This window comes from Bradyrhizobium sp. th-b2 (genome assembly GCF_000426785.1).
GTDB lineage: Bacteria > Pseudomonadota > Alphaproteobacteria > Rhizobiales > Xanthobacteraceae > Bradyrhizobium > Bradyrhizobium septentrionale.
On sequence record NZ_AUGA01000008.1, the window covers coordinates 172292 to 193164 of the forward strand.

General features: G+C 63.9%; 26 protein-coding genes. 16 read left to right on the plus strand and 10 right to left on the minus strand.

The window, feature by feature from the left end; translation table 11 throughout:
- Window positions 1–61: 61 nt before the first annotated feature.
- From K359_RS0114790 to K359_RS0114820, 6 genes are all read left to right on the plus strand, one after another.
- Entirely contained in the window at window positions 62–1243 is a 1182-nt protein-coding gene (locus K359_RS0114790) for an ABC transporter substrate-binding protein (RefSeq protein WP_029080055.1), read from the plus strand.
- A 14-nt stretch (window positions 1244–1257) separates the two neighbouring features.
- Window positions 1258–2226 (plus strand): YVTN family beta-propeller repeat protein, encoded by a 969-nt coding sequence (locus K359_RS0114795; protein ID WP_245284606.1) that lies wholly within the window; start codon window positions 1258–1260, stop codon window positions 2224–2226.
- On the plus strand, window positions 2223–3044 hold the full coding sequence (locus K359_RS0114800; protein ID WP_029080057.1) for an ABC transporter ATP-binding protein: 822 nt from the start codon (window positions 2223–2225) through the stop codon (window positions 3042–3044). Before K359_RS0114795 ends, K359_RS0114800 begins: the two co-directional genes overlap by 4 nt.
- On the plus strand, window positions 3041–3889 hold the full coding sequence (locus K359_RS0114805) for an ABC transporter permease (RefSeq protein WP_029080058.1): 849 nt from the start codon (window positions 3041–3043) through the stop codon (window positions 3887–3889). The genes K359_RS0114800 and K359_RS0114805 overlap by 4 nt, the downstream gene beginning before the upstream one ends.
- Window positions 3886–4503 carry a hypothetical protein gene (locus tag K359_RS0114810; protein ID WP_035976578.1) on the plus strand — a complete coding sequence of 206 codons (618 nt, stop codon included), beginning with the start codon at window positions 3886–3888 and terminating at the stop codon, window positions 4501–4503. The genes K359_RS0114805 and K359_RS0114810 overlap by 4 nt, the downstream gene beginning before the upstream one ends.
- Window positions 4504–4631: 128 nt before the next feature.
- Complete coding sequence (locus K359_RS0114820; RefSeq protein WP_029080060.1) at window positions 4632–4928, plus strand: copper-binding protein; 297 nt, start codon at window positions 4632–4634, stop codon at window positions 4926–4928.
- A gap of 26 nt (window positions 4929–4954) precedes the next feature.
- Here K359_RS0114820 and K359_RS0114825 read toward each other — a convergent pair whose 3' ends face one another.
- A complete protein-coding gene (locus K359_RS0114825; protein WP_035976615.1) occupies window positions 4955–5491 on the minus strand; it encodes a PQQ-dependent catabolism-associated CXXCW motif protein in 537 nt (178 codons plus the stop codon).
- A 14-nt stretch (window positions 5492–5505) separates the two neighbouring features.
- Window positions 5506–6387, minus strand: coding sequence for a substrate-binding domain-containing protein (locus K359_RS0114830; protein WP_029080062.1), 882 nt, complete (start codon window positions 6385–6387; stop codon window positions 5506–5508).
- Window positions 6388–6590: 203 nt separating this feature from the next.
- Between K359_RS0114830 and K359_RS0114835 the strand changes: the two genes are divergently transcribed.
- Together K359_RS0114835 and K359_RS0114840 are read left to right on the plus strand one after the other, a co-directional pair.
- Window positions 6591–7481 carry a quinoprotein relay system zinc metallohydrolase 2 gene (locus tag K359_RS0114835; protein ID WP_245284611.1) on the plus strand — a complete coding sequence of 297 codons (891 nt, stop codon included), beginning with the start codon at window positions 6591–6593 and terminating at the stop codon, window positions 7479–7481.
- Window positions 7482–7525: 44 nt separating this feature from the next.
- A complete protein-coding gene (locus K359_RS0114840) occupies window positions 7526–8350 on the plus strand; it encodes a quinoprotein dehydrogenase-associated SoxYZ-like carrier (protein WP_029080064.1) in 825 nt (274 codons plus the stop codon).
- 24 nt (window positions 8351–8374) lie between these two features.
- Here K359_RS0114840 and K359_RS0114845 read toward each other — a convergent pair whose 3' ends face one another.
- Entirely contained in the window at window positions 8375–8716 is a 342-nt protein-coding gene (locus K359_RS0114845; RefSeq protein ID WP_371261155.1) for a hypothetical protein, read from the minus strand.
- A 149-nt stretch (window positions 8717–8865) separates the two neighbouring features.
- Here K359_RS0114845 and K359_RS0114850 point away from each other — a divergent pair, with 149 nt between their 5' ends.
- The 4 genes from K359_RS0114850 to K359_RS0114865 are packed head-to-tail and all read left to right on the plus strand — an operon-like array spanning window position 8866 to window position 11633.
- Window positions 8866–9798: an ABC transporter substrate-binding protein gene (locus K359_RS0114850; RefSeq protein WP_245284613.1), complete on the plus strand. Its 933-nt coding sequence runs from the start codon at window positions 8866–8868 to the stop codon at window positions 9796–9798.
- A 2-nt stretch (window positions 9799–9800) separates the two neighbouring features.
- Window positions 9801–10538, plus strand: coding sequence for an ABC transporter permease (locus tag K359_RS0114855; RefSeq protein ID WP_029080067.1), 738 nt, complete (start codon window positions 9801–9803; stop codon window positions 10536–10538).
- Window positions 10528–11238, plus strand: a complete 711-nt coding sequence (locus K359_RS0114860; RefSeq protein WP_029080068.1) for an ABC transporter ATP-binding protein — start codon at window positions 10528–10530, stop codon at window positions 11236–11238. Before K359_RS0114855 ends, K359_RS0114860 begins: the two co-directional genes overlap by 11 nt.
- 41 nt (window positions 11239–11279) lie before the next feature.
- Window positions 11280–11633, plus strand: coding sequence for a hypothetical protein (locus K359_RS0114865; protein ID WP_029080069.1), 354 nt, complete (start codon window positions 11280–11282; stop codon window positions 11631–11633).
- A gap of 125 nt (window positions 11634–11758) precedes the next feature.
- Here K359_RS0114865 and K359_RS0114875 read toward each other — a convergent pair whose 3' ends face one another.
- From K359_RS0114875 to K359_RS0114890, 4 genes are all read right to left on the minus strand, one after another.
- Complete coding sequence (locus K359_RS0114875) at window positions 11759–11995, minus strand: hypothetical protein (RefSeq protein ID WP_029080070.1); 237 nt, start codon at window positions 11993–11995, stop codon at window positions 11759–11761.
- Between the two features lie 96 nt (window positions 11996–12091).
- The gene (locus tag K359_RS0114880; protein ID WP_051346135.1) at window positions 12092–12976 is read right to left on the minus strand and encodes a hypothetical protein; all 885 of its coding nucleotides are present in this window, start codon (window positions 12974–12976) and stop codon (window positions 12092–12094) included.
- Between the two features lie 217 nt (window positions 12977–13193).
- Complete coding sequence (gene pqqA / locus K359_RS51970) at window positions 13194–13274, minus strand: pyrroloquinoline quinone precursor peptide PqqA (RefSeq protein ID WP_009031067.1); 81 nt, start codon at window positions 13272–13274, stop codon at window positions 13194–13196.
- Between the two features lie 342 nt (window positions 13275–13616).
- Complete coding sequence (locus K359_RS0114890) at window positions 13617–14015, minus strand: EF-hand domain-containing protein (RefSeq protein WP_029080072.1); 399 nt, start codon at window positions 14013–14015, stop codon at window positions 13617–13619.
- Between the two features lie 202 nt (window positions 14016–14217).
- Between K359_RS0114890 and K359_RS0114895 the strand changes: the two genes are divergently transcribed.
- From K359_RS0114895 to K359_RS0114910, 4 genes are all read left to right on the plus strand, one after another.
- Window positions 14218–14463, plus strand: coding sequence for a hypothetical protein (locus K359_RS0114895; RefSeq protein ID WP_245284607.1), 246 nt, complete (start codon window positions 14218–14220; stop codon window positions 14461–14463).
- Between the two features lie 232 nt (window positions 14464–14695).
- Window positions 14696–16360 carry a methanol/ethanol family PQQ-dependent dehydrogenase gene (locus K359_RS0114900; protein ID WP_029080074.1) on the plus strand — a complete coding sequence of 555 codons (1665 nt, stop codon included), beginning with the start codon at window positions 14696–14698 and terminating at the stop codon, window positions 16358–16360.
- Window positions 16361–16436: 76 nt separating this feature from the next.
- The gene (locus K359_RS0114905) at window positions 16437–16724 is read left to right on the plus strand and encodes a cytochrome c (protein ID WP_051346139.1); all 288 of its coding nucleotides are present in this window, start codon (window positions 16437–16439) and stop codon (window positions 16722–16724) included.
- On the plus strand, window positions 16721–17659 hold the full coding sequence (locus K359_RS0114910) for an ABC transporter substrate-binding protein (RefSeq protein ID WP_029080076.1): 939 nt from the start codon (window positions 16721–16723) through the stop codon (window positions 17657–17659). The genes K359_RS0114905 and K359_RS0114910 overlap by 4 nt, the downstream gene beginning before the upstream one ends.
- Window positions 17660–17675: 16 nt before the next feature.
- Here the strand turns inward: K359_RS0114910 and K359_RS0114915 are convergent, their stop codons facing one another.
- From K359_RS0114915 to K359_RS0114925, 3 genes are read right to left on the minus strand one after another with little or no spacing between them, the layout of a single operon-like run.
- Entirely contained in the window at window positions 17676–18584 is a 909-nt protein-coding gene (locus K359_RS0114915) for a flagellin (RefSeq protein WP_029080077.1), read from the minus strand.
- A gap of 14 nt (window positions 18585–18598) precedes the next feature.
- Window positions 18599–20374, minus strand: coding sequence for a flagellar hook-associated protein FlgK (gene flgK / locus K359_RS0114920; protein ID WP_029080078.1), 1776 nt, complete (start codon window positions 20372–20374; stop codon window positions 18599–18601).
- A gap of 27 nt (window positions 20375–20401) precedes the next feature.
- Window positions 20402–20857 carry a hypothetical protein gene (locus K359_RS0114925; protein ID WP_029080079.1) on the minus strand — a complete coding sequence of 152 codons (456 nt, stop codon included), beginning with the start codon at window positions 20855–20857 and terminating at the stop codon, window positions 20402–20404.
- Window positions 20858–20873: the final 16 nt, after the last annotated feature.

Sequence of the window (20873 nt, forward strand, 5' to 3'; positions counted from 1 at the left end):
TGCACGTCAACGCATGGTCCGACAACGCCATGCCCGGTGAAGAAAGACTGCGGGAGGAGTTATGTTCCGATGGCTGATCGGCACGATCGCGCTCAGCATGATGACGACCGGAGCGCTGGCGGCTGATCCCGTCGAGGTCCATATCGGCTATCTCGGCCACGCTGGCGTCAAATCGACGCTCTCGCTGCTCGACCAGCCGGCCGATAATGACGGCATCGCCGGCGCACGGCTTGCGATCGAGGACAACAATACGACCGGAAAATTCCTCAACCAGCGCTTCGTGCTCGACGAGGTCAAGGTCAAGGACAGCGACGACGTCGCCAAGGTCGCGACCGATCTCGCCGGCCGCAACGACTACATCATCACCGACCTGCCCGCCGATGCCCTGCTCAAGGTCGCCGATGCGCTGCGCGACCGCGGCACCGTGCTGCTGAATACCGGCGCGATCGACGACCGGCTGCGCGAGCAGGACTGCCGCGGCAACGTCATCCATGTCGCACCGACCCGCTCGATGCTGGCCGACGCGCTTGGCCAGTACCTGGTGTGGAAGCAGTGGAAGCGCTGGTTCCTGGTGGTCGGCTCGCACGATCAGGACAAGCTCTATGCCGACGCGCTGCGCCGCGCCGCCACCCGTTTCGGCGCCAAGATCGTCCAGGAGCGGACATTCGAGGATACCGGCGGGGCACGCCGCACCGACTCTGGCGTGACCTTGATCCAGCGCCAGATGCCGGTGTTCACGCAGCAGGCGCCGGCTTACGACGTGCTGGTCGCGGCCGACGAGAGCGAGGTGTTCGCGAACTATTTGCCTTACCGGACCTGGGACCCGCGGCCGGTGGCGGGCTCGGCCGGCCTGGTGCCGACGAGCTGGGACGCGGCGCATGATCAATGGGGCGCCGTCCAGATTCAGAACCGCTTCATCAAGCTCAACATGCGCCGCATGACGGCGATCGACATGCAGGCCTGGATCGCCGCGCGCATGATCGGGGAGGCCACGTCGCGCACCAATTCGGGGGATCCCAGGAAGGTCATCGCCTTCCTCAAGGGCCCCGACTTCTCGATCGCCGCCTTCAAGGGCACGCGATTGACCCTGCGAAACTGGAATCTGCAGCTGCGCCAGCCGATCCTGCTGGCCGATGGTCGTATGGTGGTCTCGGTCTCACCGCAGGAAGGTTTCCTGCACCAGGTCTCCGAACTCGACACGCTCGGTGTTGACCGGCCTGAAACGAAGTGCAAGCTGCAATGAGGGAGAATGAACGCATGTGGCGCCGCTGTCTGTTGACCGGGATGCTTGTTTGGCTTGCCGCGGCGCCGGCATCCGCTTTTGTTGCCTATGTCTCCAACGAAAAGGGCAACACGGTTACGGTGATCGACACCACTAGCTGGACGGTGACAAAAACCATCAAGGTCGGCCAGCGGCCACGCGGCATCGAGTTCTCACGCGACGGCAAATTCGTGATGGTCGCGGTCGGCGATGACGACACGATCCAGGTGATCGACACCAAGACCCAGGAGATCGTCGACACCCTGCCCTCCGGCCCCGACCCTGAACTGTTCGCCCAGGATGCCGCCGGCAAGACCATGTATGTCGCCAACGAGAACGACAACACGGTCACCGTGATCGACCTCGAAAAGCGCGCCCGGATCGGCGATATCCAGGTCGGCGTCGAGCCCGAGGGCATGACGATCAGCCCGGACGGCAAGATCCTGATCAACACCTCCGAAACCACCAACATGGCGCATTTCATCGACACCGCGACGCGCCAGATCGTCGCCAATGTGCTGGTCGATTCGCGGCCGCGCTTTGCCCAGTTCAAGCACAACAGCTCTGAATTGTGGGTATCGTCCGAGATCGGCGGGACGGTGTCGATCATCGATCCCGTCAAGCACGAGGTGACGGGCAAGATCACCTTCGAGATTCCGGGCCTGCGGAACGAGGCGATCCAGCCCGTCGGCATCGGCATGACCAAGGATGACAAGACGGCGTTCATCGCACTTGGCCCTGCCAACCGCGTCGCGGTGGTCGACGCCACCAGCCACAAGGTGATCAAATATCTCCTGGTCGGCCAACGGGTCTGGCACATGGACTTCACCCCGGACGAAAAATATCTGCTGGTCACCAACGGCGTCTCGAACGACGTCTCGGTGATCGACGTTGCGGCCCAGAAGGTGATCAAGACCATTCAGGTCGGCGAACTGCCCTGGGGGATCACGATCGCGCAGCCATGACCGCAACCGACGCCCATATCGCGAGCCAGCCCTCGCCTGACGCAGCTCCAGGAGCCGCAGCCGCGGTGCAGCCGGCACTGTCGATCGGCAATGTCAGCCACAGCTACGGGCCGCGGCGCGCCCTGATCGATGTCAGTTTCACGGTCGCGCCGGCGAGCTTCACCGCGCTGCTGGGCCTCAATGGCGCCGGCAAGAGCACGCTGTTCTCGCTGGTGACGCGGCTGTTCGGCATCCAGCACGGCCAGATCAAGATCTTCGGCCACGACATCAGCCGGACGCCCGGTGAAGCGCTGCGGCTGATGGGCGTCGTGTTCCAGCCGCGCACGCTCGATCTCGATCTCTCGCTGACGCAGAACCTGCTCTATCACGCCGCGCTGCACGGCATCTCGCGGCGCGAGGCGTGGCTGCGCAGCGCCGCGGTGCTCGGCCGCATCGGCCTTGCCGACCGTGCCGGCAGCAAGGTGCGCGACCTCTCGGGCGGCCAGATGCGGCGGCTCGAGATCGCCCGCGCGCTGCTGCACCGTCCCAGGCTGTTGCTGCTGGATGAGGCCACCGTCGGGCTCGACGTCAAGGCGCGCGCCGACATTCTCGATCATGTCCGGCAGCTCGTCACCGAACAGGGCATCGGCGTGCTCTGGGCAACCCATCTGTTCGACGAGATCATGCCGAACGACGACCTCGTCGTGCTGCATCAGGGCAGGATGCTGGCGCACGGTCCGGTGTCGCGCGTGATCGCGGAGGCCGGTGCCCAGGACGTCAACACCGCCTTCATGCGCCTGACCGGAACGGCCACACTTTCGGGGAGACCGCCGTCATGACCAGCACGACGGTCACGCCCGAGCGAAGCGGCTTCTCGCTGTCGGAATACATCGTCTGCCTGAACGGCATCGTGTGGCGCGAGGCGCTGCGCTTCCTGCATCAGCGCGAGCGCTTCGTCTCGGCCCTGGTCAGGCCGCTGGTCTGGCTGTTCATCTTCGCCGCCGGCTTCCGTCAGGTGCTCGGCATCTCGATCATCCCGCCCTACGAGACCTATATCCTGTACGAGGTCTATATCGCGCCCGGCCTGATGGCGATGATCCAGCTCTTCAACGGCATGCAATCCTCGCTGTCGATGGTCTATGACCGCGAGATGGGCAACATGCGCACGCTGCTGGTCAGCCCGCTGCCGCGCGGCTATCTCCTGTTCTGCAAGCTGCTCGCCGGCACCGCGGTCTCGCTGCTGCAGGTCTACGCTTTCCTCGTCATCGCGTGGTTCTGGGACATCGCGCCGCCAACGATCGGCTATCTCACCGTGCTTCCGGCGCTGGTGCTGTCGGGCCTGATGCTCGGCGCATTGGGCATGCTGATCTCGGCCAGCATCAAGCAGCTGGAGAATTTCGCCGGCGTGATGAACTTTGTGATCTTCCCGATGTTCTTTGCATCGTCGGCGCTCTATCCGCTCTGGCGCGTGCAGGAAGGCAGCCCGATGCTGTATTATGTCTGCCAGTGCAATCCGTTCACCCATGCGGTGGAGCTGATCCGGTTCGCGCTGTATGGCAAGATGAACTGGGTTTCGCTCGCGGTGGTCGGCGGCTGCACGGTGGTGTTCATGATCGGCGCGATCGTGGCTTACGATCCCTCGCGCGGCCTGGTGCGCCGCGGACCCGGCGGAGGCGAGGCATGAGAGGTCTACGAATCGGACTGGGTGCGCTGTGCGCGATGGTTCTGTCGAACCAGGTCGCATCCGCCGCGGACCCGCGCTATCCGGACTGGCCTTGCGCACAGGCCAAGGTGCCCGAGATCTCGCTCGCCGCCGTCTGGGCCGGGCCGCCGCTGGGCGATGCCGAGACCAAATGGAAGGACGATCCGAAGATCAGCGCACTCGCGGCCAAGCTCGCGGCACGCCGCATTCCGCTGGAGGACGCGCAGAAAGAGATCACCGAGTTCCTGTCGGCCGCCGCGGCCGACAAGGCCAATGCGGGAAAGCTGCTGTTCGCGGGCCTGTTCAACACGCTCAACGGGCAGCGGGCCTCGGTGATGAACGGGCTCGAACGCGTGATGCGCAAGCAGCGGGAGGCCGCGGAAAAGATTCGCGCCGATACGCTTGCGCTGCAGGCACTGCAGGACGCCACACCGCCGGATCAGGCCAAGGTCGATGAGCTCGGCAATCAGCTGGTCTGGGAGACGCGGATTTTCGAGGACCGCGGACGCGTGGTGCGATTCGTCTGCGAGGTGCCGACCACCATCGACCAGCGCCTGTTCGCGCTGGCCCGCACCATCCAGCAGGAGCTGGATTGAGGCTGCGACCGATCGCCCCGGCGGTCATGAACATGCCTCCCAATGTGTTCACTCGGGCGGCGCCGATCCGGAACAAACTGCGCGCTCCGCTCGTTGTCTCCAACTATATCTGAAGTTGGGAGGCCTCGATGAGAGCAGCCAAGATCGTCATGACCGGCCTTGCGGCCGCGAGTCTGGTCACGTCAGCGGCTTTGGCCCAGCAACCCATGTCGGGAATGGTCACCAAGATTGACCGATTGAGCGGAACCATCTCGATCCAGCAGACACAGAGCGGAACCGTTGGCGCGGCTGGCGGAGCGATCCAGGAATACAAGGTACCCAAAGGACAGTCGCTGGAGGACCTTCACGCCGGCGACAAGGTGACGTTCACCACAGCGGACGGCGACGGCGGCAAGACGATCAGCAAGCTCGACAAGCAGAAGTAGCTCGCAAACCGCGCGTGAGGGCGGGCTCATTGCTCGCCGTCGCGCGGCTCGGGCTGCGCATCCGCCAGCGGCAGTTTGGCGCGCCCCCACCCGTCGGTTCCATCCGGATACCACGCCACGTTGCGGTAGCCGTAGGACAGCACGCGCCTGGCGGCGTTCCACGACATCCAGCAATTCTCCTGGCAATAGATCACCAGCAGTCTCGCCTTGTCGTCGCCGGAGGCACGGGCCAGTCCGCGTCGCAGATACGCCTCCGTAGGCGCGGCGAGCCTGCCGTAGCCGGTGTCGGGCAGCCAGATGCTGCCGGGGATATTCTGATGCGGCCGCTCGCGCCACACCGTGCCGGCAGGCAGATTTGGTTTCGGCGCGCGCGGCAGCACGTCGACGAAGGCGCCGGATTTCTCGCGCCAGATCGCTTCCGCTTCCGCGGTCGTGAGCACCTGTGCGCCGGCAAGCGTTGTCGGCACCGGCGCGCGATAGTCCTCGGTGCGATAGCCCTCGGGTTCTGCGGGATGGTCCTGCGCGCGGACAGGCGAAGCGGCGACCAACATCACCGCCAGCATGGCCGCAAGCCGGATCACGGCGACTTGGTTGCGGTCTCCGGCCCGATCGGACGGTCGTTCTCGTCGAGCAGCGGAACGCCGTAATCGAGCAGGATCTTGTTGATCGCCGGCTGGTTCTCCTGGATCAGGCGATTGAGCTGCCGCTTCCAGTTCTGATCGGACCCACGCACGCCCATGCCGATGCGATAGACGAGCTTCGGTCCAGTGGTCTCCTTGACCAGCGGCGTGATATGCATCGGCGGGTTCGCCTTCTTGGCGTAATAGCCCGCCATCGGTCCCCACAGGATGCCGGCGTCGATCTCACCCTTGGCGAGATCGTTCATCATGGCCTCGGCCGACGAATCGTAGCGCGTGTCGATCATCAGCGGATAGGGCTTGGCGTTGCTCATCAGACCGTTGATGGCCATGTTGGTGGCGGGCGGCGTTCCCGCAACGATACCGATATGCTTGCCCTTCAGCCGCGCGTCCCCGAGCGTCGTGACCTCGTCGAGCCCGCTGCCAGGCTTGGCGACGATCGCATAGGCCGTGCGATAGTAGGGATTGGTGCCTTGCGCGAGGTCATCGCCTTGTGGAAATCCCATGATCACGTCGCAGCGATGCGCCGCCAGCGTCATCCGCACGAAGCCGGTCGCCTGCGGAAAGTACATGTAGTCGAGCTTCTTCTGCAGTTTTTCGGCAAACAGCTCGCCGAGCTTGTTCTCAAAGCCCTCGCCCTTTTCGTTCGAGAACGGCAGGTTGCGCGGATCGGCGCAGATGCGCAGCACTTTGGCATCGATCAGTTCGATGGAGAGTTCGCCCTGATCATTGACCTGCGCGTGCGCGATCTCGCGCCCGGCGAGACAGGCGATGAAGCCTGCAAGCGCGAGCAGAACAGGACGGTATCCGGCAATTCTCATCACGCGGTCTCCTCTCGAACGGACGCTTCGCCGTCATCCAGCAATTGCAGGGCGTACCATGACGTGCAACAGGGATAATGATCGCGACAGCGCCGCGTTGCTTGTTGCAGCGCAAACTGGCGCGCAACGACATTGATCGCGCGTCCCGGAGAAACTGAGGCTGAAACATGGCTCATGGCGGTTCGGTGCTTGCGCTGCTCCTGATGTTTTGGGCGCCGACCATAGCGTGGGCGCAAGAGGCGGAATTGCCTGTGAGCGAAGTCGCCCCCGGAATATTCGTTCACACCGGGGTCATTGCGTTGATGACGCGCGAGAACGAAGGCGCCATCGCCAATGTGGGGTTCGTGGTCGGCGACAGCGCCGTCGCCGTCATCGACACCGGCGGCAGTGTCCGCGAAGGGCGGCAATTGCTTGCAGCGGTCCGCAGCCACACCGACAAGCCGATCCGCTACGTGATCAACACCCATGCGCATCCCGATCACAGCTTCGGCAACGCGGCCTTCGTGGATGACGGGACCAGCTTCGTCGGCCACAAGACCCTGCCCCGCGCACTAGCGACGCGAGGGCAATTCTATCTCGACGGCTTTCGGCGCACGATGGGCGACGCGCTGATCGACGAAGTCAGGATCATTCCCCCGACCGTGCTGGTCGAGGACACGCTGAAGCTCGACCTCGGTGGACGCAGCCTGACGCTGAAGGCGTGGCCGCCGGCGCACAGCGACAACGACCTCACCGTGCTCGACGAACAAACCCAGACCCTGTTCGCCGGCGATATGGTGTTTCTCATCCATATTCCCGTGGTTGATGGCAGCCTCAAGGGCTGGTTGCGTGCACTTGACGACCTCGCGGCGATTGCCGCTGAGCGCGTGGTTCCCGGTCACGGCCCCGTGAGCGCATGGCCTGCAGCGCTTGCCGACCAGCGGCGTTATCTTGGGACGCTGGCCACAGACGTGCGTGCGCTTCTCGCGAGCGGCAAGCCGATCACGGTAGCCGCCGAGCATGCCGGGGAAGCCGAGCGGCCGCGCTGGCAATTGTTCGACGATTACAATGCCCGCAACGCAACTGCAGCATTCTCGGAAATTGAATGGGAGTAGCTGTTGGTCCTATAATGACGCAACTCGCATAGGATTTCGCGAACATGCCTCGACATCGCGCCCGCCTGCTTTGCATCGCCAGCCTGCTCACGATGACGCTGGGCATATCGGCTGCGCCCGCCGCCGAGGCCTATGATCCCTGGCCGGGCCTCGTCCAGGACATCTTCAGCAACCGCCCGATGAACGACGGCGGCGACGTCATCGGCATCGAGATGCCGGCGCGCGCGGAAGACGCCGCGATCGTCCCGGTGACGCTGCGTACCAAGCTGCCGCCCAGCGACAGCCGCCGCGTCGTCGCGATCACGCTTGTCATCGACGAGAACCCGGCGCCCATGGCCGCGAAATTCACGCTGGGGCCGAGCGCCAACGTCAGCGAGATCTCGACCCGCGTCCGCGTCAACAACTACACCAATGTGCACGCCGTCGCGGAACTCAGCGACGGCAAGCTCTATGTCAGCAAGGTCTATGTCAAGGCATCCGGCGGCTGTTCGGCGCCGGCCGGCAAGAACGTCGAGGAGGCGAAAAACCGCCTCGGCCAGATGCGCTACCGCCAGTTTACGAAGTCCGAACAGGGTCCGGCGACCAGCACGCGGGAAGCCCAGATCATGATCGGGCATCCGAACAATTCAGGCCTGCAGATGGACCAGGTCACGCAGCTCTATATCCCGGCCTTCTTCGTCAACGAGCTGCACATCTGGCAGGACGACAGTCCGGTGCTGGCGATGGAGGGAGGAATCTCGATTTCCGAGGATCCCAATATCCGCTTCACCTACGTCTCGAATGGCGCAAAGCTCTTCCGTGCCGAAGCCAAGGACACCGACGGGCACGTCTTCGAGCACGAGTGGAAGGTCGAGAATCCCGGGACCTGACGCGCCATCCGTCCACGACAGACACTAGAAGCACCTGACCTCGGCCTCGGCCTGGGCGCGCCTGAGGTCATTGAGCGCGTTCGCGGCCTGCTCGGACGAGCGGAACTGGCCGCCCAGATTGCCGCGCACCTGCGACATACTCAGCACCGTCTCGGCGGTGACGTAGCGATCATAAGGGATGATCGATGCGACGACGTCGATCGAGCAGGAACATTGCTCGATCGACTGCCGGCCTTCGCCATTGGCCTTCATGCAGCCGAACACATATTCGGCCCGTGCGGAGGTCGGATAGTCGTTGATCTCCTGGGCCCGCACGCTGATGGCCGTCCCGGCGAGCACCCAGACGGCGACAATCGGTCGTAGCATGCCAGCTCCTGCCATGGTCCTGCTTCCTCTTCTCTTCGCGCAAGCTATGCTATGGATGTTGATCAGAAAAGAAAACATTCGGGGAAGTGGCACAAGAAACGATGATCATCTCTGTTCGCACGGTGTTGGCTGCGGCAGTCCTGGCGGTCATGCAGTTCGGCACCTCGTGCAACGCGGAGACCATCCGCATTGCAGCGCAGAAGACCGGAACGCTGGCCTGGGAACTGGCCGTCATTCGCTCCCATGGCCTCGACAAGAAGGCCAATCTGACGATCGACGTCACCGAGCTCGCCAGCCCCGAGGCCGGCAAGATCGCGTTGCGCGCCGGCTCGGCCGACGTCATGGTGTCCGACTGGCCCTGGGTGTCGCGGGAGCGTTCGCTCGGCGCCAAGCTGCAGTTCTATCCCTATTCGAGCGCGCTGGGGGCTGTGATGGTCCCCGCCGCCTCGCCGCTCAAGACGCTCGCGGACCTCAAGGGACGCAAGCTCGCAATTGCCGGCGGCGCGATCGACAAGAACTGGCTGCTGCTGCAGGCCGCGATGAAGCAGGACGGCGTCGACCTGAAGTCGCAGTCGACCATCGTCTATGGCGCGCCGCCACTGCTTACGGCCAAGACGCTCGACGGCGAGATGGACGCGACGCTCAACTACTGGAATTTCTGCGCCGCGCTTGAAGCCAAGGGCTTCCGCCGTCTCGCCGGCATGGAGGAGATCCTGCAAAAGCTCGGCAGCAAGGGCCGCATCGCAATGATCGGTTACGTGTTCGACGAAGCCTGGGCCAACGCCAACAGGGATCTGGTGGCTCGTTTCATCGCCGTGACGCGCGCCGCAAAGCAGATCCTGGCGACCTCGGACGCCGAATGGGATGCGATCGCGCCGCTCACCGGTGCGCAGGATGCCGCAACCGTGCATGCCTATCGCGACCGCTACCGCGAAGGTATCCCGCGCCGGTCGATCGCGGACGAAGAAGCGGATGCGCGCGTACTCTACCGGGTGCTGGCGCAGCTCGGCGGCCGCGAGCTGGTCGGCACGGCAACCGAGCTCGATCCGGGCACGTTCTATCAAGCGATCCCAGGAGACTAAAGGTGCTGCGCCTCCTGTCCTTCGCGCTGTTCATCGCGACCTGGTGGATCGCCTCGCTGCTGATCGGCGATGCGAAGTTGCCGGCACCGCCGGCGGTGCTGTCTGTGCTCGTCGCCGAAGCCCGATCGGGGGCGCTGTTCCTCAATCTCGGTGCAACGCTGGCGCGCGTCGCGCTGGCCTTCACGCTCGCCATGGCGCTCGGCTCGGCGATCGGTTACCTGATGGGCCGCGTCTCGCTGGCCAACCGCCTTGGCGACCCCTGGCTGATCCTGCTGCTCAATTTGCCGGCACTCGTCGTCATCGTGCTGGCCTATATCTGGGCCGGACTGACCGAGGTCGCCGCGATCGCGGCCATCGCCATCAACAAACTGCCGACCGCCGTCGTCACGCTACGTGAGGGCGCCCGCGCGCTCGATCCCGCGCTCGACGAGATGGCAGCGGCGTTTGCCCTACCGCGCGGCCGCGCCTTCCGGCATGTGATCCTGCCGCAGCTTGCGCCCTACATCGCGGCCGCGGCGCGCTCCGGGCTCTCGCTGGTGTGGAAGATCGTTCTGGTTGCTGAATATCTGGGCCGGCCGAACGGCGTCGGCTTTGAGATCGGCGTCGCCTTCCAGCTGTTCGATATCCCCTTGCTGCTCGCCTACTCGCTAAGCTTTGCTGGTGTCGTGCTCGTCATCGAGACCCTGCTGGTGCAGCCGTTTGAAACCAGGCTAACGCGGTGGCGGCTCCGTGCAGCTTGAGGTCAATATCACCGGCAAGAGTTTTGCGAGCGCGGCCGGGAAGCGGCACGACGTGCTCGACAACGTCACCTTCACATTGAATGCCGGCGAGGTTGGCGTGCTGTTCGGCCCGTCGGGCTGCGGCAAAAGCACCCTGCTCAGGATCCTCGCCGGGCTCGACGGCAACTACCAGGGCCACGTCGCGCGCTCACCCGGCATGCGCCTCGGCATGGTGTTCCAGGAGCCACGGCTGCTGCCCTGGCGCACCGTCGAGGAGAATGTGCGGCTGGCCGCACCTCATGTCGACGACAGCACGCTCTCGGCGCTGTTCGAGGTGCTCGAACTGACCGTGCACCGCAACCATTTCCCCGGCGAGCTGTCGCTCGGCCTCGCCCGCCGCGTCGCGCTCGCCCGCGCCTTCGCCATCGAGCCGGATTTCCTGATCCTCGACGAGCCGCTGGCCTCGCTCGACAATGCACTGGCGGGTCGGCTGCGCGACCAGGTCGCGATCCTGGTGGCAAGCCGGAAGATGATGACGCTCCTGGTCACTCACGACCTCGACGACGCGGTCCGCCTCGGCGACCGCCTGTTCTTCCTGTCGCCGCGGCCGGCGCGGATCCTTCACGTCGAGACCATCGCCGCGCCGCGCGCGTCGCGCGATGAAGCCCAGATCGACGAAATCAAGCGGCAGCTCTCACAGTTGGACCTTGCAAATATGTGAGACGTCGTCATCCTTGGACAAAGGCGTAAGGGAGACGTTGGATGTCGCGTGCGTTGATTGCTGCTGGAGTTGCGTTGCTTGTGCTGCCGGGCGCGGTGCTGGCCCAAAGCAAGGGCAAGGGAATCCGGCTGTGGAATCTGACCAGCGCCACGATTTCGAGCTTCGAGCTGTCGCCGGCGGGCAAGAGCGAGTGGGGTCCCAACCAGACGCTCAACGACAAGGACAAGGAAGTCGACCACGATGAGCGCCTGCGCATCACCGGCGTCGAGCCCGGCCGCTACGACGCCAAGGTCGGCTACAGCGGTGCCAAGCAATGCTTTGTCCGCGACATCGAGATCAAGGCCGACGCCGTGTTTTCGATTTCCGACAAGGACCTGAAGGATTGCAACAAATAGAGCATGATCCGGAAAAGTGTGAAGCGGTTTTCCCTCGCGACAAACGCGGAACGCGTTTGCGCGGAGATCATGCTCAAAACGAGAAGCTGGAGCGCGACGACGATTGAACCCGGACCAATCGCACTCTAGCCGGCCGGCGGCTCGCCGCCCGTGTCAGCGCGATCATTGCTGTGCGGATACTCACAGCGCCATCGTACCGCGGTCCATTTCGGATGCTCGCCGACCCATTGCGCGATGTAAGGCGGCGCGGCCATGGCGCATTGCTGCAGCGAGCCGCTCCAGTTGAACACCAGATGCTGCTCCTCGCAGGTGGCGGGCGACAGCACGGCACATACAGTGACGATCAGATCAATCGGGTTCATGCGCGATCCCTAAGCGTGCTCATGAAATAGATAACACGACGGAATACGTATTCAGCCAAGACAGAGTTTCACAGCCCCGTGAGAGGACGTGGGAACCTAGAAGTTGAGACCGTACACCAGCCGCGCCTGATGGCGCTCGAAATTGACCAGATCGAGGGCGCCGCTGCTCCCGGCGTGCTGCCCCCAGGCCTGGACGCTCCAGGTCGCGGTCAGGCGTGAGCGCTCGGAGAGCTGGAAATAAGCGGTAGGTCCGATGAACAGCGCCTGCCCGGACAGTTCATCGAGGCCGATCCCCTCATACTTCCGGAAATAGCGCGCTTCGCCGCCGATCAGGATATCCGGCTTCACCTTGGCCATCAGCGCGAGCGCAACGCCGACCGTGGCGTCCTGCTCTGCTGTACCGGTGCGCGGTATCCGCGTCCATTCCGGCTCATAGCTGACGTTCAAAGCCGCCACCACAAAGTTCGGGATCACTTCGCGGTCGAACGCCAGCGTGAGCTCGGTGCCGTAGCTGCGGACGGCCGCGGCCGTCACTTCGTCGATGCGGTCGGCACGCGTCTCCAACGCGACGGTCATGCCGAATGGCGCCGCCTCGCGATCGAGAAAGCGATAGCGGAAATCGGCCGAGACGCCCTGCCACGACAATTGGCGGCGATCGTCAAAGCCCGGGACGCGATTGATGTCGTAGGCCGAGAACGACGTTCCGAGCTCGACGCGAAAATTCGGCGCCGGAACGAGTTCGAGCTCCAATTCCTGATTGAGCGTGCGATACCGTCCGCCGTCCTTGGCGAAGCGCCCGGTGGTCTGAGTCTGAAACTCGCGCTCGCCGACCTCGCCCACATCAGAGCCGATCATGAAGCCGAAGATGTGCTCGGTATCAAAACCCTCGGCATAGGCGCCGAGCGGCAACGCCGCGGCGACGCCGGCAACCACCGCGCACACCACGCCTACCCAACGCCCGATCTTGATTGCGAGATTCATCGTCCCGTAGCACCACCTTGAACCGCACTGTAGGACAAAGCAGTGTGGCCCGCCAATCGCGCGGGCGATGTCGGTCTCAAGGTCCTGTGGGAAGGATGTGAGGGACGCTGTTCGAGCGACTGTGTCAGAGCCGCGAAGGTACTTTGCGCGAAAGACGCCTGCCACGGCCCGATGCAGCAAGCTGCACCAGCCGGGCAGGCTGTCTCACATTATTGCGTTACTTGCGCGCTGCGCAGGCGTACATGTTGATTTCCATGCCCACCGGCACTTCGACGATCTTCGGTGTTTTCCAGGCCATTTCCTTCTCCCAAGTATAAGTTGACGCAAGCTTCGCGCCGCGCGGCAAGCTAGGGCTGGGTTTTCCAGGGCGCAAGCTGGGGTGGTCGGGACCCGACTTCGCTGCTGGACATGCCGGAACGGACGACGGCTCGCTGACGCCTGCCCGGCTTTGGAACGGTTGGGAAATTCCGACACTGTTCTGTCAGGCATATTCCGGCTGCCGGGCAGCGACGCACGGATAAGGAGACCCGAACACGGCGGCCGAGTCTTGCCCAAGAGCGAAATCGCAACTTTTTTTGTTATGCGCCGGATTCCGGCGTCAATGACCGGAATCGGCCCCGTGGAGGGTGCTGCCGGAAGCTTATTTGAGCAGGCGCAGCAGTGCCCGCCCGGCGCGCGACTTCAGCTCTTTCGCATCCAGCGTTCCGTCATTGTCGGGATCGGCGGCCTTGAAGCGCTGCTCGACGACCGCGAGATATTCGTCGAGCGTCAGGGTGCCGTCGTGATCCGGATCCGCCATCGCCAGCTCTTTTGCGGTCAGCCGTCCGCGCAATTCGCGCACGTCGAGCGTGCCGTCATGGTCAGGATCCAGCTTCGCGAACAGGACGGCGGCCGCCTTCTTGGCTTCGGCAAGGTCGACCGTCCCGTCATTGTCGGGATCGAGCATCTTGAGCACGCTGCCGCGGCCGGATGCCGCCAAAGCGGGGCCCGCGAGGGCGGCCATGGCCAAAGTCAAAGCAAGCGATCGGCGCGAAATCATCATTCGTCTCCCTTGCGTGCCGCTCCGGCGACGTGACGAAGCGCGCGCGCTGCAAATCGAGACAAAGCATAACAGCTTTGGAGACGCGTCGTACAGTTTGCACAGCCGGTAAGCGCTCGTCGGGTTTCGGGTGGAACGAGACCTCCCCACCGGGTCATCTCTGGAGTCCTGACGCATCGCACCCGAATGAACGAGGTCATCCATGAGCGGCATTTGCAGGAATGCGTTGGGCTTCCTTGTCGTGCTCGGCCTGATCGCGCCGATGTCGGCACAGACCAGAGCCCCTGCCCGATCCGCGGAGGCGGTCCAGCAACGCACGCTCACCGGCAAGGAGCGGCTCGGCCGCAAATGGACCGACGAGCAGCGCATCGACAATTGCAATGTGCCGCCGGACAAGCGGGGCATGAAGCCGCGCCCGAGTGCCTGTCCTCATTCGCCGTCAAGCTGATCGAACCGTGCGCGCTGCGACATAACCGCGGGCCACGCGTGGTGTTGTGTATTCCACGCCGCGGTAAGCTACGGACGCATCTGCGAAAAACCTGACGCTTCGGCCGCCCTGGGGCGTTCGCTGGGGTTCGTTCACGTTTTCGTATTGACCCGTTTTGCTTTCAGGCCGATGGTTGCATCCGCAACGTCAGGGAATAGGCGTGCAGCAAAAAGGTTCATTGGGAGGAGATATGATGAGACGCATTGCGCTGGCCGCAAGCCTCGTGATTCTTGCATCGTATGGTGCAAGCGCGCAGACCAACGAACAGTTGGTCAAGGGGGCGACTGATACATCGAACGTTCTCAATTATGGAATGGGCTACAATCTTCAGCGCTTCTCGCCGCTGAACCAGATCAACAAGGACACCGTCAAGAATCTGGTGCCGGTCTGGAATTACAGCTTGAACGACGACCGCAGCGAGGAATCGCAGCCGCTCGTCTACCAGGGCGTCCTTTACGTCACCACCCACAGCGCCACGATCGCGATCGACGCCAAGACGGGCAAGCAGATCTGGAAGACCAAGGTCGAGTATCCCGCCGAGACGCCGCGTATCGTCTGCTGCGGCATCATCAATCGCGGCGCGGCGCTCTATGACGGCAAGGTGTTCCGCACCACCCTCGACGCCAACGTGATCGCGCTCGATGCCAAGACCGGCAAGGAGCTGTGGCGCGAGAAGGCCGCCGACATCAAGGAAGGCTACTCGATGACGGTGGCGCCGCTGGTCGCCGACGGCGTTGTCATCACCGGCATCTCGGGCGCCGAATTCGGCACCCGCGGCTTCATCGACGGCTGGGATCCCGCGACCGGCAAGCGCCTCTGGCGTACCCACTCGATCCCGACGCCGGACGAGCCCGGCGGCGACACCTGGAAGGGCGATACCTGGAAGCTCGGCGGCGGATCGACCTGGATCACCGGCTCCTATGATGCCGAATTGAACACGGTGTATTGGGGCATCGGCAATCCCGGCCCGTTCAATTCGGCGGTGCGCCCGGGCGACAACCTCTACACCTGCTCGGTGCTCGCGCTCGACCCGAAGACCGGCAAGATCAAGTGGCACTACCAGTTCTCGCCGAACAATCCGTTCGACTATGACTCGGTGGCCGAAATGGTGCTCGCCGACATGAATGTCGAGGGCAAGCCGACCAAGGTGCTGATGGATGCCAACCGCAACGGCTTCTTCTACGTGCTCGATCGCACCAACGGCAAGCTGCTCGCGGCCAATCCCTATGTGAAGGTCAATTGGGCCACCGGCATCGACATGAAGACCGGGCGCCCGATCGAGACCGACGTCAGCAAGGATGCGCGTGACGGCAAGAAGGTCACCGTCTATCCGTCGATCCTCGGCGGCAAGAACTGGGAGCCGATGTCGTACAATCCGCAGACCGGCCTCGCCTACGCCAACACGCTGGCGTTCGGCGGCAAGTACAAGGCCGAGCCGGTGACGTTCAAGCAGGGCGAGTGGTACCTCGGCATGGACCTCACCGATCCCTGGGAATGGGGCACCGGACCGCGCGGCCATCTCAAGGCGATCGACCCGATGACCGGCAAGGCCAAGTGGGAAGCGCCGAGCGACATTCCGCGTTTCTCCGGCGTGCTCTCCACCGCCGGCGGTGTGGTGTTCTCCGGTCAGCTGACCGGCGAGTTCGAGGCGTTCGACGCCGACACCGGCAAGAAGCTCTGGCAGTTCCAGACCGGCTCCGGCATCGAAGGGCAGCCCGTCACCTGGCAGCAGGACGGCGTGCAGTATGTCGCGGTGACCTCGGGCTATGGCGGCGTCTACGCACTGTTCTCCGGCGACGAGCGGCTGGCGAAAGTGCCGCCCGGCGGGTCGCTGTGGGTCTTCGCGGTCAAGAACTGAGCGCGGAGCGCACGTGACTGAAAGAGTAACCCTGTTGACGGCGGCGATCTTCGCCGCCGTCGCGGCGGCCTTGATCATGCTGATCCCGGCTGCCGCACAGCAAACCAGTGCAATCGATCTTTCCGGTCAGGCCGACGAGGGCAAGGTCACCTACGCGAAGAACTGCTCGCATTGCCATGGGCCCAACATGGTCAACTCCGGCACCATCACGCCGGACTTGCGCGCCTTCCCCGACGACAAGACGCGCTTCGTGACGACCGTCAAGCAAGGCAAGAACGGCAAGATGCCGCCCTGGGTCGACATCCTGAACGAACAGGAGATCGCCGACGTCTGGGCCTTCGTGTCGAGCCGGAGGACGCCATGAGGGCTCTGCTTGCGGGCGCAGCGACGGCTCTGCTGCTCACCGCGATGCCGGTCGCGTATGCCGCCGGCGACCCGCTCAAGGTATGTCTCGACGAGGATCTGCCGCCGCTGTCGGCGCATCATCGCGGCAAGCCGGATGCCGGTTTCGACGTGGCGCTCGCGCAGGCCATTGCCGAGCGTCTGGGGCGGCCGCTCAAGATCCAGTGGTTCGAGAGCAAGCTCGACGAGGATTCGAGTCCCGCGCTCGAAGCCAACGCGCTGCTGTCGGACGGACGCTGCGCGCTGGTCGGCGGCTACGCCCTCACCACGGACTCGCTGAGGGTGCCCGGCGTCACGACGGCCAAGCTGCCGGACTTCGACGGCGCCACCCGCGAGGATCGGCGCCGGCGGATCCCGATCGGCGTGCTGGTGCCGAGCCGGCCCTATATCTACTCGCCGATGACCGTCGTGCTCGGTCCCAAGGCCAAGGACAAGCTCAAGGACCGCAAGATCACCGATATCGGCGATGTTGCCGGGCTTCGCCTCACGATCGAAAGCGGCACGCTCGGCGATGCCATCCTGATGACCTTCGACAAGGGCAAGCTGATCGACGACATCACCCACCTCGTTCCGGGGCGCAGCGACCTGCTGGGCGAGCTCGAGCGCGGCGAATTCGACGCCACGTTGCTCGACCTGCGCCGGTTCGACGCCTACCGCGCCGAGCATCCCGACACCAGGATCACGGCCTCGGGCTACTATTATCCGATCGGCGCCAACCGCGGCTACGTTGCGCTCGAAACCGACAAGGCGCTGCTGGAGGCCGTCAACAAGGCGCTTGAGGATATGCAAAGCAAGGGCAGCATCGCCGAGCTTGGCAAGGCCGCCGGCCTCACCTGGCTCGCCCCGCGCGAACCGATCATCCTCGGCGATGTCTGGCTGAAGATCTTGAACCGCTGATGCGACCTGTGGCCTGCTATCGCAGATAGCTCGCCAGGTTCAGGCCCTGGATCTTGGCGATCGCCGAATAGGATGCGGTCAGCTGCGCCTGATAGGTCGAAAGCTGCGCCGTCACTGCAGCGACGTCGACGCTGGTGAGGTTGGTCGACAGGGTCTTTGCGAAATTCTGGTAGTCGCTCTGGTTGGTGCTGGCGGTCTCGATCTGCGAAGCCGCTGTCGAAAGCTTCGCCTGCACCGTTGACGTCGCATCCAGCGCATTGCTGGCAAGGTCGAGCGCTTGCGAAATATCGCTCGACGACAGTGTCGTGCTGTTGCCGACGTACTTCAAGAGCCGCATCACCTGCTCAAAGGCCGGGTTGTCAGCTGTGACGCCGTAGGAAATCGACTGGCTGTCGGAGACGCGCACCGACGCGATCTCGCTGTCGCCCTTGTAGTAGCTGGTGTCTGATGTCGTCAGCGAGCCGGTGCCGGTGTCGAAGGTCGACAGATCCGCAGGGGCAGTGTCGGTGCGGGCGCCGCTGAAGACATATTCGCCGTCATATTGCGTGTTCAGCAGTCCCTGCATCTGCGATATCGCCTGCTGGGCATAGTTGATCACCGACGCCGTCGCCGTGCTGCTGCCGGTGGTCGCGGCACTGAGCTGGGTCCGAAGCTGCGTGATGATATCCGTCACCGAGCCGACCGCCGAATACATCGCCTGCACCTTGTTGTCGGCGAGATTACTGGCATCGATATAGGACTGGGCGCGCGTCACCGAGACCTGCAGATTGATGACCCGACCGGCGCCGGAGCCGTAACCGCCGAAATCCTCGGATTGCAGCCCGGAGGACTCCTGCACCTGCTCGTTGGCCATCACCGCCTGCACCCGCAGCGCACTGGTGATCATCTGTTCCGATTGTGCAAAGGTGGCAACACGCATCATCATGACAGCGGCCTCACTCAGCTTGCGCTCATCGCGGTCATCAGCGCCGAGAACATGGCGTTGATGGTCGTAATGATCTGGGACGCGGCAGCGTATTTGTTCTGCAACGAGCTCAGATTCGCGCTTTCCTGGTCGAGGTTGACGCCGGACTGCGACGACAGCGAGCTCGCATAGGTCGATTGCGCGGTCTGCTTGGCGGTGTAGGTCGCCGACGCCTGGGTCGCCTTGCTTGCGACGTTGGCGACGATCGCGGCGGCATAATCGGTGAACGAGCCGGTGGTGGCGCCGAGCCCGCCCGCCATGGCGAAATTGGTCGACCCCGTCAGCGTGCTCGAGAGCGCGTTCACCACCGTCGCGGAGCCCGGCGACAGCACCGAATTTCCGACCGTCAGCGTGGATGACGCATCGAGCGTTGCCGTCGGCAGCGCCGCCGTGCCGTTAAGGATGTCGCTGCGGACCGCGATATCCGACGCGCCAGTCCCCGTGATCAGGTCGTTGAGCCCGAAATAATCCGAAAACCCATCACCGGAACTGCCGACCGAGCTCGTCATCTCGTTGATGGCGACGCCGTTGCCGGACCCGGTCGCCGAAATTGACAAATGTCCGTTGGCATCGACCGACGCTGACAGGCCCGAGATGCCGTTGATCGCGGTAACGAGATCACCGACCGTCGCGTAGGACGACAGATCAAGATCCTTGTAGGACGCGAGATTGCCGCTCTTGTCCGCAACCGCGATGCGCACCGTGCCGGTTGCCGACAACGGCGTCGCGCTGCTCACGGTGGCGGTCCCGGTCAGGCTGGACGGCGGCGGCACCGACGTGCCCTGGTTCGACACGGCATTGACGCTCGTGGCAAGCTGCTGGGCGAGTTGATCGAGCTGCGATTGTGCGGCCGGCAACGTCTGGTCGCGCAGGGTGATCAGCGCGCTGACCTTGCCGGAGGAGATCTGCGAGGTGATGTCGACCCCGTTGACGATGATGCCGCTGAAGCCGCTCGACGATCCTGCGCTGTAGGTCGTTGAAGCCGTGACGCTGGGCAACGCCGTATAGCTCAGCGGATGCGCCGTGCTGTCGACCAGCGCCTGCCCCGATCCGGTATAGACCTGCAGATCGCCGGTCGACGTGGTGAAATAGCTCACATTCATCATCGACGCGAGGTCCTGCAGCGCGCTGTTGCGCTGGTCCTCCAGATCGGCGGTCGACTGCCCGGTTGCGGCCTGCTGCTTGATCTGCTTGTTGAGGTCGGAGATCTGCTGCAGATCGGAATTGATGTCGGTGACCGACGACGCGATGTCCTGGTCGGCATTGGAGCGCAGCGTCTGGATGCCGCTCGACGTCTGTTGAAGTTGCGTCGTGACCGCGGCAAGCGCGCTGACCGCGTTCGACTGCAGCGACGCACTGCTCGGCGTGCTCGCCAGCGACGACAATGCCGATTCGAAGGCCGCGAGCGTGTTGGCAAGCGAGGTGCCCGTGGTGGAGCTGTCCCCGCTCGAGGTGCTGCCATAGAGCTGCTGGAGCTCGGTCAGAAAGCTGTTGGTGGTGTCGGCGGCGCCGAGATCGGAATCGGCCCCGACCAGCGACTTCAGGAGCAGCTTGTCGACGGCGCTGGTGATCCCCGTGATCGTGACGCCGGTACCGACGCCGCCGGTGACGCTGGCGCTCTGGTTGGCGGTCTTCTCGGTATAGCCCTTGGTATCGGCATTCGAAATATTTGCCGAGGTCACGCTGATCTGCACCTGCGTGGCCGACAGCCCGCTGAATGCAATGCTTCGTGCAATATCGAGCGACGACACGGCTAACTCCCTCCGGCGCGGACCAGATCAGGCCCGCACGTTTGTGCCATAGGACATCGCGGGCGTGACGCGACGGCCGCCGGCCCCGTAGGGCGATACGTTGGCGATCTGCTCGCGGATCGCCTGCATGATCGCCTCGATCCGGCGATTGCTGGCATCGATCGCCGCACGCAACCGCATCACGTTCTCGTCCATCGCCCCGCGGAGCTTCAGGATCCGGTCCATCAGCTGCTCGCGCAGCACCCGATCCTGGACGTTGAGGTTTGCGGTCTTGCCAACGGCCTCTGCCACGCACTGCTCGAACAGGGTGGCAAGCCGGTTCTTCTCGTCGACCTGCTTCAGCCGCGAGGCCGGCAGGCCCTTGGCGAGCTCGACGTTCTCCTCGTTGACGATCGCGATCAGATTGTCGATCAGCGCGATCAACGACCTCGCGCGCTCGTCATTGCCCGCGGGATTGATCTTGATGTTGCGTTCCGGTGTCATGTCATCGCTCCCGTTC